This is a genomic window from Streptomyces sp. NPDC051452 (assembly GCF_044454765.1).
In the GTDB taxonomy this organism is placed as follows: domain Bacteria; phylum Actinomycetota; class Actinomycetes; order Streptomycetales; family Streptomycetaceae; genus Streptomyces.
The window spans coordinates 260,584-276,812 of sequence record NZ_JBITEB010000001.1; the positions used below are offsets into that span (position 1 = coordinate 260,584).

At 74.0% G+C, this 16,229-nt stretch carries 16 protein-coding genes; 5 read left to right on the forward strand and 11 right to left on the reverse strand.

The window, feature by feature from the left end:
• Nucleotides 1-293: 293 nt before the first annotated feature.
• Nucleotides 294-1,076 (forward strand): GNAT family N-acetyltransferase, encoded by a 783-nt coding sequence (locus tag ACIBA9_RS01120; RefSeq protein ID WP_399359982.1) that lies wholly within the window; start codon nucleotides 294-296, stop codon nucleotides 1,074-1,076.
• Nucleotides 1,076-2,011, forward strand: coding sequence for a lysophospholipid acyltransferase family protein (locus tag ACIBA9_RS01125; RefSeq protein ID WP_399359265.1), 936 nt, complete (start codon nucleotides 1,076-1,078; stop codon nucleotides 2,009-2,011). The genes ACIBA9_RS01120 and ACIBA9_RS01125 overlap by 1 nt, the downstream gene beginning before the upstream one ends.
• On the opposite strand, the gene ACIBA9_RS01130 is transcribed toward ACIBA9_RS01125, so the two are convergent.
• Genes ACIBA9_RS01130 through ACIBA9_RS01140 form a run of 3 tightly spaced genes read right to left on the reverse strand, consistent with a single transcriptional unit; the run spans nucleotide 1,987 to nucleotide 5,620 of the window.
• A complete protein-coding gene (locus ACIBA9_RS01130) occupies nucleotides 1,987-4,317 on the reverse strand; it encodes an ATP-binding cassette domain-containing protein (RefSeq protein ID WP_399359266.1) in 2,331 nt (776 codons plus the stop codon). The genes ACIBA9_RS01125 and ACIBA9_RS01130 overlap by 25 nt on opposite strands.
• 27 nt (nucleotides 4,318-4,344) lie before the next feature.
• On the reverse strand, nucleotides 4,345-4,539 hold the full coding sequence (locus ACIBA9_RS01135; RefSeq protein WP_399359267.1) for an antitoxin: 195 nt from the start codon (nucleotides 4,537-4,539) through the stop codon (nucleotides 4,345-4,347).
• Nucleotides 4,496-5,620, reverse strand: a complete 1,125-nt coding sequence (locus ACIBA9_RS01140) for an LLM class flavin-dependent oxidoreductase (protein ID WP_399359268.1) — start codon at nucleotides 5,618-5,620, stop codon at nucleotides 4,496-4,498. Before ACIBA9_RS01140 ends, ACIBA9_RS01135 begins: the two co-directional genes overlap by 44 nt.
• A gap of 105 nt (nucleotides 5,621-5,725) precedes the next feature.
• Here ACIBA9_RS01140 and ACIBA9_RS01145 point away from each other — a divergent pair, with 105 nt between their 5' ends.
• Nucleotides 5,726-6,217: a hypothetical protein gene (locus tag ACIBA9_RS01145; RefSeq protein WP_399359269.1), complete on the forward strand. Its 492-nt coding sequence runs from the start codon at nucleotides 5,726-5,728 to the stop codon at nucleotides 6,215-6,217.
• 6 nt (nucleotides 6,218-6,223) lie between these two features.
• Here ACIBA9_RS01145 and ACIBA9_RS01150 read toward each other — a convergent pair whose 3' ends face one another.
• Nucleotides 6,224-6,439 (reverse strand): dodecin, encoded by a 216-nt coding sequence (locus tag ACIBA9_RS01150; protein ID WP_362151657.1) that lies wholly within the window; start codon nucleotides 6,437-6,439, stop codon nucleotides 6,224-6,226.
• A 209-nt stretch (nucleotides 6,440-6,648) separates the two neighbouring features.
• Between ACIBA9_RS01150 and ACIBA9_RS01155 the strand changes: the two genes are divergently transcribed.
• Nucleotides 6,649-7,905 carry an extracellular solute-binding protein gene (locus tag ACIBA9_RS01155; protein ID WP_399359270.1) on the forward strand — a complete coding sequence of 419 codons (1,257 nt, stop codon included), beginning with the start codon at nucleotides 6,649-6,651 and terminating at the stop codon, nucleotides 7,903-7,905.
• A gap of 3 nt (nucleotides 7,906-7,908) precedes the next feature.
• Here the strand turns inward: ACIBA9_RS01155 and egtD are convergent, their stop codons facing one another.
• Genes egtD through egtA form a run of 4 tightly spaced genes read right to left on the reverse strand, consistent with a single transcriptional unit; the run spans nucleotide 7,909 to nucleotide 12,426 of the window.
• The gene (egtD, locus tag ACIBA9_RS01160; protein ID WP_393899693.1) at nucleotides 7,909-8,868 is read right to left on the reverse strand and encodes an L-histidine N(alpha)-methyltransferase; all 960 of its coding nucleotides are present in this window, start codon (nucleotides 8,866-8,868) and stop codon (nucleotides 7,909-7,911) included.
• The gene (egtC, locus tag ACIBA9_RS01165) at nucleotides 8,865-9,680 is read right to left on the reverse strand and encodes an ergothioneine biosynthesis protein EgtC (protein ID WP_399359271.1); all 816 of its coding nucleotides are present in this window, start codon (nucleotides 9,678-9,680) and stop codon (nucleotides 8,865-8,867) included. Before egtC ends, egtD begins: the two co-directional genes overlap by 4 nt.
• On the reverse strand, nucleotides 9,680-11,080 hold the full coding sequence (egtB, locus tag ACIBA9_RS01170; protein WP_399359272.1) for an ergothioneine biosynthesis protein EgtB: 1,401 nt from the start codon (nucleotides 11,078-11,080) through the stop codon (nucleotides 9,680-9,682). The genes egtC and egtB overlap by 1 nt, the downstream gene beginning before the upstream one ends.
• Nucleotides 11,077-12,426, reverse strand: coding sequence for an ergothioneine biosynthesis glutamate--cysteine ligase EgtA (gene egtA / locus ACIBA9_RS01175; RefSeq protein WP_399359273.1), 1,350 nt, complete (start codon nucleotides 12,424-12,426; stop codon nucleotides 11,077-11,079). Before egtA ends, egtB begins: the two co-directional genes overlap by 4 nt.
• A 299-nt stretch (nucleotides 12,427-12,725) precedes the next feature.
• Between egtA and ACIBA9_RS01180 the strand changes: the two genes are divergently transcribed.
• Nucleotides 12,726-13,664 carry a TIGR02452 family protein gene (locus ACIBA9_RS01180; protein WP_399359274.1) on the forward strand — a complete coding sequence of 313 codons (939 nt, stop codon included), beginning with the start codon at nucleotides 12,726-12,728 and terminating at the stop codon, nucleotides 13,662-13,664.
• A gap of 50 nt (nucleotides 13,665-13,714) precedes the next feature.
• Here the strand turns inward: ACIBA9_RS01180 and ACIBA9_RS01185 are convergent, their stop codons facing one another.
• The 3 genes from ACIBA9_RS01185 to ACIBA9_RS01195 form a co-directional block, all read right to left on the reverse strand.
• The gene (locus ACIBA9_RS01185) at nucleotides 13,715-14,161 is read right to left on the reverse strand and encodes a type II toxin-antitoxin system PemK/MazF family toxin (RefSeq protein ID WP_399359275.1); all 447 of its coding nucleotides are present in this window, start codon (nucleotides 14,159-14,161) and stop codon (nucleotides 13,715-13,717) included.
• A gap of 192 nt (nucleotides 14,162-14,353) precedes the next feature.
• Entirely contained in the window at nucleotides 14,354-15,841 is a 1,488-nt protein-coding gene (locus ACIBA9_RS01190) for an SPFH domain-containing protein (RefSeq protein ID WP_399359276.1), read from the reverse strand.
• 148 nt (nucleotides 15,842-15,989) lie between these two features.
• Complete coding sequence (locus ACIBA9_RS01195) at nucleotides 15,990-16,208, reverse strand: hypothetical protein (protein WP_399359277.1); 219 nt, start codon at nucleotides 16,206-16,208, stop codon at nucleotides 15,990-15,992.
• Nucleotides 16,209-16,229: the final 21 nt, after the last annotated feature.

The window sequence follows — 16,229 nt, forward strand, 5'->3', positions numbered from 1 at the left end:
CCGGTGTGGGCCCACACTCTCCTAAAAACGGGGGGGGGGGCCCCCCCCCGGGGGGCCCCCCCGGGGGGCCCCCCCCCCCCCCCGGCCCCCCCCGGGGGGGGGGGGGGGCCACCGGGCGTGGTGCTCGACCCGGTCCCACCAGGCATACGGCCCGGCCGGGCCGGCTCCCGCCATTCAGCAGCCGCACATGTGCGGTCCCCGCGCCCGACACGCCGAGGCCAGCCTGTCGCGGAAGAAAGCAGGTGCAGATTTCCTCATGCTTCCGCTCGGCGCAGGAGACCTCCATGACCGCCATGCCCGCCTCGCCTCCCGCCCTCGCCGCCCCGCCCGGCGGCTCCGGTTACCTGCTCTCGCTCGCCCGTGACCAGGACGACGTCCGGGCCGCCCAGCGCCTGCGCCACCAGGTGTTCGCCGGGGAGCTGGGCGCCCGGCTCCTCGGTCCGGAACCGGATCTGGACACGGACGCCTTCGACGCCTACTGCGACCACCTGCTGATCCGGGCCGCCACCGGCGAGGTCGTCGGCACCTACCGTCTGCTGCCTCCCGAGCGTGCCGAAGTCGCCGGACGGCTGTATGCCGAGGGCGAGTTCGACCTCGGCCCGCTGGCCGCGATCCGGCCGTCCCTGGTCGAGGTCGGCCGTTCCTGTGTGCACCCCGACCACCGGGACGGCGCCGTCATCGGCCTGATCTGGGCCGGCATCGCCCGCTACATGGCCGACCGGGGCCACGAGTGGCTGGCCGGCTGCTGCTCGGTGCCGCTCGCCGACGGCGGCGCCCTGGCCACCGCCGCCTGGGAACGGGCGCGTGCCAGGCACCTGGCGCCCGAGGAGTTCCGGGTACGGCCGCTGCTGCCGTGGGTCCCGGACCCCGCCGCCACGGCCGGACCCACGACAGCAGCGCCCCGCCGCCCCGAGCTCCCCGCCCTGCTGCGCGGTTACCTCCGCCTCGGCGCGTGGGTCTGCGGCGAGCCCGCGCACGATCCGGGGTTCGGGGTCGCCGACCTGTACGTGCTGCTGTCGATGCGCCGGGTCGACCCGCGCTATCTGCGGCACTTCCTCTCCCTCGTGCCGGCCTGATGAGCGGCTGGCTGCCCGGCGCGCCCTGCACCCCGGGCGCCTGCGTGGAGCCGGGCGGGGGTGTCGTCGCGCTACCGCGCGCGGTACTGCGGCTGGCCGCGGTCGCATCGCTGGTGCTGGCCGGGATCGCGCTGTCCCCGCTGGGCCGGGCGTGCCGCCGGAAGCGGGGCGGGATCCCGGCCGACTGGGTGGGGCGCTGGTGCCGGGCGATCGTGCGGGCCGCCGGGGTCCGGGTCCGCCTCACCGGGGGAGCCGCCCCGGCCGGCGGGGTGCTGCTGGTCGCCAACCACGTCTCCTGGCTGGACATCCCGCTGCTGACCGCCGTACGTCCCGCCCGGATGCTCGCCAAGTCCGAGATCGGACGGTGGCCGGTGGCGGGCGCGCTGGCCGCGCGCGGCGGCACCCTGTTCATCGAGCGGGACCGGCTGCGCGCCCTGCCGGGCACGGTCGCCCGGATCGCCGGCGTCCTGCGCGAGGGCACGGCCGTGGCCGCCTTCCCGGAGGGCAGCACCTGGTGCGGGCGGGCCCACGGACAGTTCCGCCGGGCCGTCTTCCAGGCCGCGCTGGACGCGGGGGTGCCCGTGCAGCCGGTCAGGCTGCGCTACCGGCGGCGGGGCGGTGGGCCCGGCACCGCGGCGGCCTTCGTCGGCGAGGACACCCTCCTCGCCTCGCTGTGGCGGGTGGCCCGCGCCAGGGACCTGATCGCCGAGGTGGAGGTACGGCCGGTGATACCGCCGGGCGTCCACCCGGACCGGCGCGCCCTGGCCCGCGCCGCCCAGCCGCTCACGCCCGAGCCCGCCTGGACCCACGCCGCCCTCGTCGCGGGCCGGACGTCACCCACGCCGTTCCCCCGCACCCACACTGGCCACACCCGGTCGCGCCACCCCGGTCACGACCACGCCCACCGGGCTCAGGACATGACCCGCGCCAGATAGGGCGCCGTCGCGCTGTCCGCCGACCGGGCCACCCGCCGCGGGGGCCCGGCCGCCACGATCCGGCCGCCCCGGTCACCGCCGCCCGGCCCCAGGTCGATCACCCAGTCGGCGCCCGCGACCACGGTCATGTCGTGCTCCACCACCACGACGGTGTGCCCGGCGTCCACCAGTCCGTCCAGCCGGTCCATCAGCACCTCCACGTCGGCCGGGTGCAGTCCGCTCGTCGGCTCGTCCAGCAGATAGAGGGTGTGGCCGCGGCGCCCGCGCTGCAGCTCGCTCGCCAGCTTGATCCGCTGGGCCTCGCCGCCGGACAGTTCGGTCGCCGGCTGGCCGAGCCGCAGATAGCCGAGGCCCACGTCGAGCAGCGCGCCCAGGCTGCGTGCCGCGGCCGGGACGTCCGCGAAGAACTCCGCCGCGGCCTCCACCGTCAGGTCGAGCACCTCGGCGATGGTCCGTCCCCGGTAGGTCACCCGCAGCGTCTCGGGGTTGTAGCGGGCGCCGCCGCAGTCCGGGCAGGGCGCGTACGTGCTGGGCAGGAACAGCAGCTCGACGCTGACGAACCCCTCGCCCTGGCAGGTCTCGCAGCGCCCGCCGGACACGTTGAAGGAGAAGCGTCCCGCGCCGTACCCGCGGGCCGCCGCCTCCTCGGTGCCGGCGAACACCTTGCGCACCACGTCGAACAGGCCCGTGTAGGTGGCCAGGTTGGAGCGCGGGGTGCGCCCGATCGGCTTCTGGTCCACCCGGACCAGCCGGTCCACGCCCGCGAGGTCCTGTGCCAACTCCCCGATGAGCGTGGACTTGCCCGAGCCGGAGACACCCGTGACGGCGGTGAACACGCCGAGCGGGAACTCGGCCGTCACCCCGCGCAGGTTGTGCCGGGTCACCGGGCCGACCGTCAGCCAGCCGCGCGGCTCGCGGACGTCCCGTGCCGGTCCCGGTGCCTCGTCGAAGAGGAACGCGGCGGTCGCCGACTCCTCCACCGACGCCAGCTCCGCCGGCGGCCCGCTGTACAGCACGCGCCCGCCGTGCTCGCCGGCGCCGGGACCCACGTCCACCAGCCAGTCGGCACGCCGTACGACCTCCAGGTGGTGCTCGACCACGAACACCGAGTTGCCCGCCGCCTTCAGCCGGTCCAGCACCGTCAGCAGCGCCTCGGTGTCCGCCGGGTGCAGTCCGGCGGACGGCTCGTCCAGCACGTACACCACGCCGAACAGCCCGGAGCGCAACTGGGTGGCCAGCCGCAGCCGTTGCAGCTCGCCCGCCGAGAGAGTGGGGGTGGCCCGGTCCAGGCTGAGATATCCGAGGCCCAGTTCGACCACCGGCGTGATCCGCGCCCTGAGGTCCTCCGTGAGGACCCGGCCCGTAGGCGTGGGCCCGGGCGGCAGCGCGGCGAGGTCGGCCAGCGGCAGCGCGGCCAGCTCCGCGATGGTGCGGCCGTCGAAGGTCACGGCCAGCGCCTCGGGCCGCAGCCGGCTGCCCCCGCACACCGGACAGGGCCGACTGGCCAGGAAACGTTCCGCCTTCGTCCGCAGCGTCGCCGACTTGGTGTCCGAGAAGGTCTTCAGCACATACCGGCGGGCACTCGTGTACGTGCCCTGGTAGGGCCGCTGGATGCGGTCGGCGTCCCGGACCGGGTGCACGGTGACCACCGGTTGCTCGTCGGTGAACAGGATCCACTCGCGCTGCTCGGCGGGCAGTTCGCGCCAGGGCCGGTCCACGTCGTAGCCGAGCGCCTCGAGGATGTCCCGCAGGTTCTTGCCCTGCCAGGCGCCCGGCCAGGCGGCGACGGCGCCCTCGCGCACGGACAGCGAAGGGTCCGGGACGAGCAACTCCTCGGTCGTGTCGTGCACTTGGCCCAGACCGTGGCAGGCGGGGCAGGCGCCCGCCGCCGTGTTGGGCGAGAACGCGTCGGAGTCGAGCCGCCTGGCGCCGGGCGGGTACTCCCCGGCCCGGGAGAACAGCATCCGCAGGGAGTTGGACAGTGCGGTGACCGTGCCCACCGAGGAGCGGGAGGTGGGGGCCGAGCGGCGCTGCTGGAGCGAGACCGCGGGCGGCAGGCCGCTGATCTCGCCGACTGCAGGCGCCCCGATCTGGTGGATCAGTCTGCGCGCGTACGGCGCGACCGACTCGAAGTAGCGTCGCTGGGCCTCGGCGTAGAGGGTGCCGAAGGCCAGCGACGACTTGCCCGAGCCGGACACACCGGTGAACACGGCCAGCACGTCCCGGGGGATGTCCACGTCGGCGCCCTTGAGGTTGTGCTCGCGGGCGCCGCGTACGCGGATGTAGGGATCGTGGGGGTTGTGCACCGGGGGAACTCTATCCGCCCCCGTGCGCTACGGCCGCGGAGGGCTGCCCGGGTCCCGGCGGGTGCCGAACTCGTCCCTCATCTTGTCCTGTCCGGTGTCGACCTGCGACCGGTACTTGTCGCCGGTTCGCTGGTCGACGTAGTCGCCGCCCTTGTCGATGCCCTTGTCGGCCATGCCCTCATGGCCCTTGAGCATGCCCTTGATCTTGTCCATGAAGGACATGGCAGCCCTCCTCGTCGCTTGGGGTTTCCCTCCCAGGGTCACCGGCCGCCGCCGCCTTCGCATCTCGGGCCCGTCGGCGGCCCGGTGCGAAGAGCGCGGCCAGCCTGCGGTAGGAGTCCAGCAGCGCCGTACGGTCGTAGGTGCTGGTGGTGACCAGGACCTCCGCGGCGCCGGTCTCCTTCAGCACCGTCTCCAGGCGGTCGGCGACCTGTTCCCCGGTGCCGGCGAGATGACCGGCGAGCGAGGCCTCGTACGCCTGCCGTTCCCGCGCGGTCATCGCGCGGGCGGCGACCTCCTCGGCGGGGGCGAGCGGCGGGAAGGTGCCGTGGGTGCGGGCGTACGCGGCCGACCAGGCCTCCGGGACCAGCAGCCGCCGCGCCTCCTCCTCGGTGCCGGCGACCGCGACCGTCCCGGAGATCACCACGTACGGCTCGGCGGCCCAGGCGGAGGGGCGGAACCCCGAGCGGTAGCGGTCGATACCGCGCAGCATCTTCTCCCGGTCGCGCAGATCACCGATGACCATGGGCAGGCCCGCGCGCGCCGCGATCGACGCGCCCTCGCCCATCGCCAGCACGAACGGCGGCACCCTCATGCCCTCCGCGGGCCGGGCGCGCACCCCCGTCGGCGAGCCGCCCGTGAACCACTGGAGCAGTTCGGCCAGTCGGGCGGCGAAGTCCTCGGCGTCGCCCTTGTCCCGGCCGAGGGCCTTGCGCACGCCGTCCGTGAACCCCACGGAACGGCCGAGCCCCATGTCGACGCGGCCCGGGAAGAGCGACTCCAGCACCGCGAACTGCTCCGCGACGACCAGGGGTTGGTGGTTGGGCAGCATCACCCCGCCGGTGCCGACCCGGATGGTTCGGGTGGCCGCGGCGACCGCGGCCGCGAGCACGGTCGGCGCCGACCCGGCGACTCCGGGCACACCGTGGTGCTCGGACACCCAGAAACGGTGGTAGCCGAACGCCTCCGCTTCCCGGGCCAGCGCGACGGTGTCCCGCAGCGCCTCGGCGGGCGGCCGGCCCGCACGGGTGCGGGAGCGGTCGAGGACGGAGAACCGGGCCTGGGCTGTCACTGCGCTGCTCACTCAGGGTTCAACGCCCTGGGGGGCCGGGGATTCCCGCCGCCGCGCGGTGGCGCGGGCGGGCGCCGGAGAAGCCTGCGACGGGCCGCGCATGACTAGTCTGTTCGCGTGACGGACAGCAGCAAGCGCCCACTCGCCGTGTTCGACCTCGACAACACCCTGGCGGACACCGCGCACCGGCAGCACTTCCTGGAGGGCCGGCCCCGGGACTGGAAGGCGTTCTTCGCCGCCGCGCCCGCGGACCCGCCGCTCGCCGAGGGGGTGGCGCTGGCCCTGGACAGCGCCCGGGACTGCGAGGTCGTCTACCTCACCGGCCGCCCGGAGCGGTGCCGCCGGGACACGGTGGAATGGCTCGCGGCCCACGGGCTGCCCGAGGGGCGGGTGCACATGCGAAGCGACGCCGACCGCCGGCCGGCCCGGTTCGTCAAGCTCGAGATCCTGCGCCGGTTCGCCCGGGAGCGGGAGGTGAGGGTCCTCGTGGACGACGACGAGCTGGTGTGCGACGACGCCGAACGTGCCGGGTTCACCGTCGTACGGGCCCGCTGGGCCGTCCGGTCCGCCGCGCTGGAGGAGGCGCAGGAGGGCGAGGGGCGTACCTGAGGGGCGTCAGGCCTCGTCCTCGATCCGGAAGCCCACCTTCACGCCCACCTGGTAGTGCTCGATCCGCCCGTTCTCGATCTGTCCGCGCACCTGCGTCACCTCGAACCAGTCCAGGTTGCGCAGTGTCTGGTCGGCGCGGGCGATGGCGTTGCGGATGGCCTGGTCGACACCCTCGTGCGAGGTTCCGACGATCTCGGTGACCCGGTAGGTGTGGTTCGACATGCGGGTGCTCCTCTCGTCTCACGGCGTACTCCACGGTGCCGCATCCGCGCCCGGCCCGCACGGCGTCACCGGTTCGCGGGGCCCCTTGACCCCTCGCATTGGTCCATACCAAAATCCAGCAGACCCGTACGAGCACACGCGCTCGTCCCCCCACGACCGGGCCCCCACCCCTGTCCGCACCGCCCCTGCCAGACAGAACAGGACCCCTCGTGAGACGTCGCCTGCTCGCCCTCCTCTGTGTCACCGGCTCCCTCCTGAGCGCCTGCGGGATGCTCCCCGGCGGCCACGAGCGCAAGACCGTCACCGTCTGGCTGATGAAGGACAGCGCCTCCAAGGACTTCCTGCGGCGCTTCACCGAGGACTTCGAACACACCCACCAGGACCTGCGCCTCGACATCCGCATCCAGGAGTGGACCGGCATCGTGGCGAAGGTGCGCGACGCGCTCAAGAAGGACACGGGCGACGGTCCGGACGTCATCGAGGTCGGCAACACCCAGGTGCCGCTGTACGCGGACGGCGGCCGGCTCGCCGACCTCACCCTGGAGTCGATGCGCGACTGGGGCAAGGACACCTGGCTGCCCGGCCTCGCCCAGCCCGGCAAGGACGGCAACAAGCAGTACGGCATCCCCTGGTACGCGGCCAACCGCGTCGTCATCTACCGCAAGGACCTGTTCGGGCGGGCCGGCATCACCCGGGCACCGAAGACCCGTGACGAATGGCTCGCCGACACCGGAAAGCTCGACTCCGCCGGAAACCAGGGCATCTACCTCGCCGGCCAGGACTGGTACACGCTCTCCGGCTTCATCTGGGACGAGGGCGGCGACCTCGCCCGGCAGAAGGACCTCGAATGGCGGGGCACCCTGGACTCGCCCGCCGCGCTGCGCGGCATGGACTTCTACCGCCGCCTCCAGGCACTGGGCGACGGTCCCGTGGACGCCGACGAGGAACACCCGCCGCAGGCCGGGGTGTTCGCCGGCGGCAAGGTCGCCCAGATCGTCGCCGTACCGGGCCTCGCCCAGGCGATCGTGCGGCAGAACCCGGCCCTGAAGGACAAGCTCGGCTTCTTCCCGGTGCCCGGCCCGACCGCCGGCCGGCCCGGCACCGTGTTCACCGGGGGCTCCGACCTCGTCGTCCCGCAGAACACCGGGGACCAGTTCGCCGCGACCGCCGTCGTCGGCGCGCTCACCGGCGCCAAGTGGGACACCGAGCTGGCCCGAGCGATGAACTACGTGCCCAACAAGACCACTCTGGCCGGCGCGGTCGACGGTGAGGAGGGGGTCGCCGCCATGGCCGCGGGCGCGGCCCACGGCCGGGCGACCCCCAACACCCCTCAGTGGGCCGACGTCGAGGCCGACAACCCGATCAAGGAGTACATGACCCGGGTGCTCGACGGGGCGGACCCGGCGACCGAGGCACGCCGGGCCTCCCGGAAGATCACCGAGGCGCTCACCCCGGACGTCGGCTGACTCTCACCACGCCACGCTCAGCGACAGCGCGAAGCGGCCCTGCGCGTCCGTCCACCAGTGGGTCAGCTCCAGCCCGACGGTGGCCAGTTCGGCGGTGACGCCCGCCCGGCGGAACTTCGCCGACACCTCGGTGCGCAGGTCCTCGCCCGCCGCGAAGTCCACGGCGAGGTTCAGCGCGGGCACCTTCACCGTCTGCGCGGTCCGCGAGCGCAGCCGCATCTCGATCCACTCGCGCTCGGCGTCCCACAGCGCCACATGGTCGAAGGCGTCCGGATCGAAGTCGGCTCCCAGCTCCCGGTCGACGACGGCCAGCACGTTCTTGTTGAACGCGGCCGTCACCCCGGCCGCGTCGTCGTACGCCCGGACCAGCACCCGCTCGTCCTTGACCAGGTCCGTGCCGAGCAGCAGCCCGTCGCCCGGGGCGAGCAGGGACCGCACGGAGGTCAGGAAGGCGGCACGCTCCTCGGGCAGCAGATTGCCGATCGTGCCGCCCAGGAAGGCCACCAGCCGGGGGCCGGGTGTGGCCGGCAGCGTCAGTGGAGCGGTGAAGTCCGCGATCAGCGCGTGCACGTCGAGTTCCGGGCGTTCGGCGATGAGCGCCTGCCCGGCCTGGGTGAGGGCGCTCTCGCTGACGTCGACCGGGACGTAGGCCGACAGCGGGAGCGCGTCGATGAGGTAGCGGGTCTTCTCCGAGGAACCCGAGCCCAGTTCGACCAGCGTACGGGCGCCGCTCGCGTCGGCGATCTCACCGGACCGTTCGGCCAGGATCTCCCGTTCGGCGCGGGTGGGGTAGTACTCGGGCAGTTCGGTGATCTGCTCGAACAACTCGCTGCCACGGGCGTCGTAGAACCACTTCGGCGGCAGCCACTTGGGCGTGCCGGTCAGGCCGCGCAGGACGTCGGCGCGCAGCGCCGCGTCCGTGGCGTCCTCGGGGAGGGTGCGGGTGACGCGCAGGGGACTCACGTACAGGGCTCCTTCGATGAGGGGGACGCCGCCGCTCGAGCAGAGCCGAGAGCGGGGGAGGCCGCCGGATCCTTGAGCGGGGCGAGCAGCACACCGGCGCGGCTCGCGGTGAGCACGGTGCGGTCGGGGACCTCCCGCCAGAGCGGGTCGTCGTCGTAGGGCTCGGAGGCGACGACCGTGCCGCGGCCGGACTCCGCGCGGTACCAGAGGGTGTCGCCCCAGGCGGTGGCCGCGATCGTGTCGCCGTCGGTCAGCAGCAGGTTGAGGCGGGACGCGGGGGCCGCCCCGGCCAGCCGGCGAACCGTTTCACCGAGGGCTTGGGCCGGGTCGTCGCCGGCGCGCAGCCGGTGCAGGACCAGCGCCCAGACGAACGCCGAGTCGTTACGGGCCTGCAGCGACAGCAGGTCGACCGGGGGCAGCGCGGACACCAGGGGCGCCGCCGCGTCCGGCCAGCCCGCGACCGCGCCGTTGTGGCTGAACAGCCACCGCCCGGACGCGAACGGAGCCGCCGCGGCCTCGGCGTCCGCGCCCGCGAGCGTGGCGTCCCGGACGGCCGCGAGCACGGCACCGGAGCGCACCACCCGGGCCAGGTCGGTGAAGGACAGGTCCGCCCAGATGGGCCCGGCCCGCCGGTAGCGCGCCGGGGCCGGGTCCCCGGGGGCGTACCAGCCCACCCCGAACCCGTCGGCGTTGACCGTCCCGTACCGCTGCCTGCGCGGCGCCCACGACTGCCGGAACAGGCTGTGCGCAGGCTCCACGAGGAGTCGGCCGAGCGGCTGTTCGGGCCCCAGGTAGGCCAGGTGCCGGCACATCAGACGGCCTCCGAACGGGCGGTGCGGAAACCGGAGAAGATCTGCTGGCGGATCGGGTAGTCCCAGTTGCGGAAGGTGCCCCGGCAGGCCACCGGGTCCACGGCGAACGAGCCGCCGCGCAGCACCTTGTGGTCGGGGCCGAAGAACACCTGCGAGTACTCCTCGTACGGATACGCCCGGAACCCCGGGTACGGCAGGAAGTCGCTCGACGTCCACTCCCACACGTCACCGATGAGCTGCCGCACCCCGAGCGGGGACGCGCCCGCGGGATAGCTCCCGGCGGGCGCGGGCCGCAGATGCCGCTGGCCCAGGTTGGCGTGCTCGGGCCCCGGGTCGGCGTCGCCCCACGGATAGCGGCGCGAGCGGCCGGTGGCCGGATCGAAGCGGGCCGCCTTCTCCCACTCGGCCTCGGTGGGCAGCCGGCGCCCCGCCCAGCGGGCATAGGCATCGGCCTCGTACCAGCACACGTGCAGCACCGGCTCCTCGGCCGGGACCGCTTCGGTCGTCCCGAACCGGCGCCTGAGCCACTGGCCGCCGTCCCGGCGCCAGTACAGGGGGGCCGTCAGGGAGTGCTGCCGGACGTGTGCCCAGCCGCGCGGGGACCACCAGCGCTCGGTGTCGTAGCCGCCGTCCTCGATGAACGCCTGGTAGGCCCCGTTCGTCACCGGGGTCGTGTCGATCCAGAAAGGGGCCACCTCCCGGGCATGGGCCGGGCGTTCGTTGTCCAGCGCCCAGGGCTCGCCGCTGGTGCCCATCAGGAACGGGCCGCCCGGGACGAGGACTTCGGCGGGACCGGTGAACGGCGGCGCCGGTTCCGGGTCCGGGGCGGCCAGGACAGCCGGTCCCTTGCGCAGCTGATGGGTGATCAGCATCGTTTCGTCGTGCTGCTGTTCGTGCTGGGCGATCATCCCGAAGACGAAGCCGGCCTCGGTCAGCCGGGTGCCGTGGAAGTCCGCCCCCTCCAGCAGGTCCATGACCCGGCCGCGAACCTCGGCCGCGTACCGGCGGGCCTCGGCGGGCGGCAGCAGCGGCAGCGAGGGCCGCTCCGACCGGGGATGCTCGAAGGCGTCGTACAGGGTGTCGATCTCCGGCCGCATCGCCTCCCGGCCGCCGACCGCCCGCAGCAGCCACAGCTCCTCCTGGTTGCCGATGTGCGCGAGGTCCCACACCAGCGGGGACATCAGCGGGGAGTGCTGGGCGACGAGGTCCGGTTCGTCGACGGAGTCGGTCAGCAGTGTGGTGCGGGCTCGGGCGGTGGTCAGCGAGGCCAGCGCCCGCTCGCGCAGGGTGTCGGCGTCCGCCTCGGCGGCCGGGACGCCGGTCCCGGCGGTGGTGGTGCCGACCGCGACGCCGGGGGTGGTGGTCCCGGCGTCGGTGGTGTCGGTCTCGGGCGCGCTCATGTGCTGAGGTCCTTCCTCCCGTGGGCGGTGGGCGTGCCCCCGACGGAGCCGGCCCACAACCGGTGACGGTCCGTCTTCCGCGACCGGTCCAGCAGGTCGTCGGCCGGGCAGCGGCCCCGGGCCACGTACCGGTCCAGGTGGTCCGCCACGGCCCGCGTGACCTGTTCGGACGCGCCGAGGCGGGGCAGGGCCTCCAGCGCCACCGTGAAACAGGCCACGGCCGCTTCGCGCAACTCCGGATCGGCGAGCCCGAGCCGGGCCGCGTCGGCCCACAGCGGGTTGTGGGGGGCGGGCAGGTTCAGCGTCCGCTCGGCGAGCGGCTTCACCACCCGGTACGCGGTCTCCGCGGCCGCCGGATCGTCGAACAGCGCCGCCGTCACCGCGAGCGGCACGATCCAGCCGTCCTCCCCGGGCTGCGCGTCGATCATCCGCAGCTCCAGATGACCGCGCGGGCGCACCGGCGGGAACAGGGTGGTCAGGTGATAGTCGAGGTCCGCGCGGGTGGGCGGCCGGGGTGACCGGGAGCGGGTCCACTCCCGGAAGGTGAGCCCGTCGGGCACCTCCCACGCCCCGGTGTCCCCGCGGACACACATCACCGGCGAGTCCAGCACGTGCCGGGCCCACACGGCCCGCGGATCACCCTCCAGCGGAGGACCGCCCGCCCGGCCGGCGCCGATCTCCATCCAGGTCAGCTGCCGGGTGGACACCCAGCCCGTGGGCTGTTGCCCGACCAGCGGGGAGTTGGCGAACGCGGCCACCAGGACGGCGCCCAACTGGTGGGCCAGCCACCAGCGTCGGCGGTGCCCGAGCGGGCCGGGCTCCTCGTGGCCCGCGTCCACGCAGACCTGGACGGAGGCCGAGGCGCACATCATGTGCCGGCCGGCCGGACCGTTGCGGTCCAGACAGGCCTCCATGGCGTCGTAACGCGGCTCGTGCAGGAACCTGCGGGGTGCGTGCCAGGGGTCCTGACCGATGCCGGCCAGAGCGAGACCGTCCCGGGCGAGGACGGAGCGGACGGTGTCCAGGTCGGCCGAGACGGTGCCGACGCACTCCATCAGGGAGGCGGCGGGCGGCGAGCTCAGCTCCAGCTGACCGCCGGGTTCGACGGTGAGCGCCGACCCCAGGGACACGGCCCGCAGCGCGGCATAGGCCGCCTCGAGACGTTCGGGTGTCACGGGGAGCTGCGGGTCCCGCAGCTCGTGGAGGAGCCATTCCAGCTCCACACCCAGGGCACGGGGCGGACCGGTCTTGAAGCAGATGCCCTTGACCAGGGCCTCCACCTCGGGCTCGGTGACGGCGATGGGGTGCTCGGGACAGTCGCCACCATCGCTGAGTGAATCGGACATGTCGGGATCCTCCTGAGATTCCACCATGCCACCGGCCCGGTGACGGCAGGGGGGCCGGGCAGGCACTCGTCCCACCCAAAACCCTTGAGCGCTTTCGCACAAGAGTGCCCTGCGGATGTTCCGGGTCGGTCATCTCCGTTTCCGGGTCGGTCGTCTCCCTTTCCGTGGGAGTTCTCCTGCCCGTCGCACGGGCGGAAAACTCCGTTGCACCGCATCACCAGCATCACCCAGGATGCACGAGTGAGCACTACGGGGGAGAACGCGCAGGCCGCGGGCACGGCGTCCACGGGGGTGGCGCCGTGAGCGCGCGCCTGCGCGCCCTCGCCGCGGAGACGGAACGGATCGTGGCGGCCGGCGGCTACCGGGCACCGGACGGCACCGAGGTGTCCCTCGCGGCGGCCGTCGCGGCGGCTCGAGCCGGCACGCGGATGTTCGGTCCCGAACCGCTGCCGGTCCCGCCGGCGACCGGCTCCGGGACGGCCGCCGAGGCGCTCTGCGCGACGACTGGCTCGCGGACGGCTCCCCAGGCCGGCCGCGCGACGACCGGCTCGGGGACTGCCCCTCAGGCCGGCCGCGCGGCGACCGGCTCGGGGACGGTCGCCGAGGCGCTCTGTGAGGTGACCGGGGAGAGCAGTCTGGAGGCGGCCCGCCGGCTGGCCGCCCGGCCCGTGGCCGTCCTGAACTTCGCCTCGGCCCGGAACCCGGGGGGCGGCTACCTCAACGGCGCGCAGGCCCAGGAGGAGGCCCTGTGCCGAGCCTCCGCGCTGCACACCTGCCTCCTGTCGGCCCGCGGCTTCTACGACCACCACCGAGCGGACCGCGATCCCTTCTACTCCGATCGGGTGATCCACTCACCGGCCGTCCCGGTCTTCCGCGACGACCGGGGTGCTCTGCTCGCGCAGCCGTACTCCGCGGGCTTCCTGACCGCGGCGGCGCCCAACGCGGGTGTCGTGCGCCGTACGGTCCCACAGCGCGCCGCCGCGCTGCCGGGTGTCCTGGCCCGCCGCGCCGAGCGGGTCCTGGAGACGGCCGTGGCGCACGGCTACCGGCGCCTGGTGCTCGGGGCCTGGGGCTGCGGCGTCTTCCGGAACGACCCGGCGCAGGTCGCGGCCGCCTTCCACGGGCTGCTGGGGCCCGACGGCCGCTTCAGCGGGTCCTTCGAGCACGTGGTGTTCGGAGTGCTGGACCGGACGCCGGGAGCGGCGGTGCGGGAAGCCTTCGCCAAGGCGTTCGCGTAGCGGCGCCCCGGGCGGGTGACCCCGCGCTCGCGCGCGGCGGGGCGTCCGCGTCAGGTCCAGCCGTAGCGCTCGTGGAGCCGTCGGCGGACCAGGTCGAAGCGCATCCGGTCCAGGGCGCACGCCTCGCGGCGCATCCCCTCCTCGTGCAGCCGCAGCACCCGGTCCACGGACACCCAGGAGTCGCGCCCCGATTGGTCCCACGGCCCGCTGCCGATCGGCACCCACTCCCGGTCGCCGTCGTGCCGCTTGCTGGAGAGCTGCACGGCGAGGAACGTGCCCGCCGCCTCCCGGGCCACGACCAGGACCGGGCGGTCCTTGCCCCGGCCGTCGTTCTCCTCGAACGGCACCCAGGTCCACACGATCTCACCGGGGTCCGGGTCGCCGTCGTGGGCCGGGGAGTACTCGGTGCGCACCGGGCCGACCTCGCACGGGTCGGCCTCGCAGGTGGCGTGGCGGCCGTGGCGGCCGGGGACGTTCTCATCGGTAGACGTGCTCACGACGGCACCCTAGTGGTCCGGTCGCCGAGCGGGGCGGCCACCCCGCGTCCGGACGTTGCGACCCCTGTGCCCGGACGCCACGCCCGCACCGCACCCGGAGGCCGTTCCGGCTCCGTGCGCCCGCCGACGCGGACCGGCCGGGGCCCCACTACGGGGTCCCGGCCGGTCGCGGCACGGCAGACCGTCCCTGTCTCAGTCCTCCCGCTCCACCGGCACCTTCTGCGGCGCAGGCGCCGCCACACCGTTGAGCGAGGGTGGGGGACCGCTCGCCGCGGGCCCGTTCTCGCCCATCGTGGCGAGCAGCTTGCGGGCCAGGCCCAGGCCCGTACCGCCCATGGTGAGCGCCTTGGCGAACATCTCGCCCATGCCGTCGGCGCCGTTGAGCAGCACCATGTTGTCCACGTTGCCGAACGCGGACGCGCCCGCCTGGACGATCTCCGGCCACTTCTCGGCGAGTTGCTGGGCGACGACCGCCTCCTGGTTCTCGGCCAGTGCGGCGGCGCGTGCCTTGATGGCCTCCGCCTCGGCCAGACCCTGGGCCTTGGTCGCCTCGGCCTCCGCCAGGCCCTTCGCCTGCGCGGCGGCGGCCTCGGCCTCACCGGTGGCCCGGGTGGCGTGGGCACTCGCCGCGCCGCGGGACTTGGTCGCCTCCGCCTCGGCGGCCGCTGCGGCCTTCACCCGGGTCGCCTCGGCGGCGGCCGCCAGCTCCGTCTCCTTCGCCTTGGCCTGGGCCGCGGAGATCCGCGCGTCGCGCTCGGCCTCGGCCAGCGTCCGCTTCTCGTACGCCTTCGCGTCCGCGGGCTTGCGCACGTCCGCCTGGAGCTGCTGCTCACGCCGCTGCGCCTCCAGCTCGGCCACCCGCGTCTCCTGGACGACGACCTCCTGCCGGGCCGCCGCCGCGGCGAGCGGGCCGGCCTGCTCGGCCTTCGACGCCGCCTTGTCCCGCTCGGCCTGGTAGCCGGCCTGCAGGATCTCGCTGTCCCGGGTGGCCTCCGCCATCCGCGCGAACGACTGCTGCTCGGCCTCGGTGGCCAGCCGGTTCGCCTCCGCCTGCGCGATCCGGGCGTCCCGCTGCACGGCCGCCGCGTGCGGCATCGCCAGGTTCCGGATGTAGCCGGTCGGGTCCTCGATCTCGTGGATCTGCAGCGAGTCCACGATCAGACCGAGCTTCTCCATCTCCGTACCGCAGGCCGCCCGGGTCTGCCCGGTCAGTTTCTCCCGGTCGCGGATCATGTCCTCGACCGTCAACCCGCCCACGATGGAGCGCAGATGACCGGCGAAGACGTTGTGCACCCGCTCCGCCATCAGCTTCTGCTGGTCCAGGAAACGACGGGCCGCGTTGGCGATCGACACGAAGTCGTCGCCCACCTTGAAGATGACCACGCCCCGCACCTTGAGCGGAATGCCCTGGTGGGTGACGCAGTCCACGTGCAGCTCGGTCTCGTTCAGATCGAGCGAGAGCTTGCGCACCGCCTGTACCCCGGGCAGCACCAGGGTGCCGCGTCCGGTGACGATGCGGAATCCCAGGCCCTCCTCGATGCCCTCGGTGCGGTGCTTGGAACCGGAGATGATGAGCGCCTCGTTCGGCTCGGCGACCCGCCACATCATCTTGAACAGACCGATCAACACGAGGACGGCAACGACGACCGCCCCCGCAACGACGCCGACAACCATCGGCATACGCCCCCTTTGCATGGTGCCCTTCCGGCACCGAACGAAGGGAGTGTGCGCCTGTCGGGCAGCCCCGAGAAGACGCTGACGGATCCTTGTTGCAATCTTGACGCATACCGCCCTCACCTGGGGCGGAGGGTGCTCACATGGTGATCCGTCAGGTGCCGTAGGCCGCCGTCACATAGACGGTTCGTGGCGGCTGATACTCCATCACCATCACCACCGTTCCCGGCTGGATGCGCTCCGTGCCGTCGGCCGGGTAGGCGAGGAAGTGCTCCGCGCCCCCGCGCACCCGCACGATCACCTCGCCGACCAGGCCGGGTCCGACCGTGCCCGAGACCCGCCCCATCAGCCCGATCATCGACGCGTCGTCCATGGCCACAGGGTACGGGCGCAA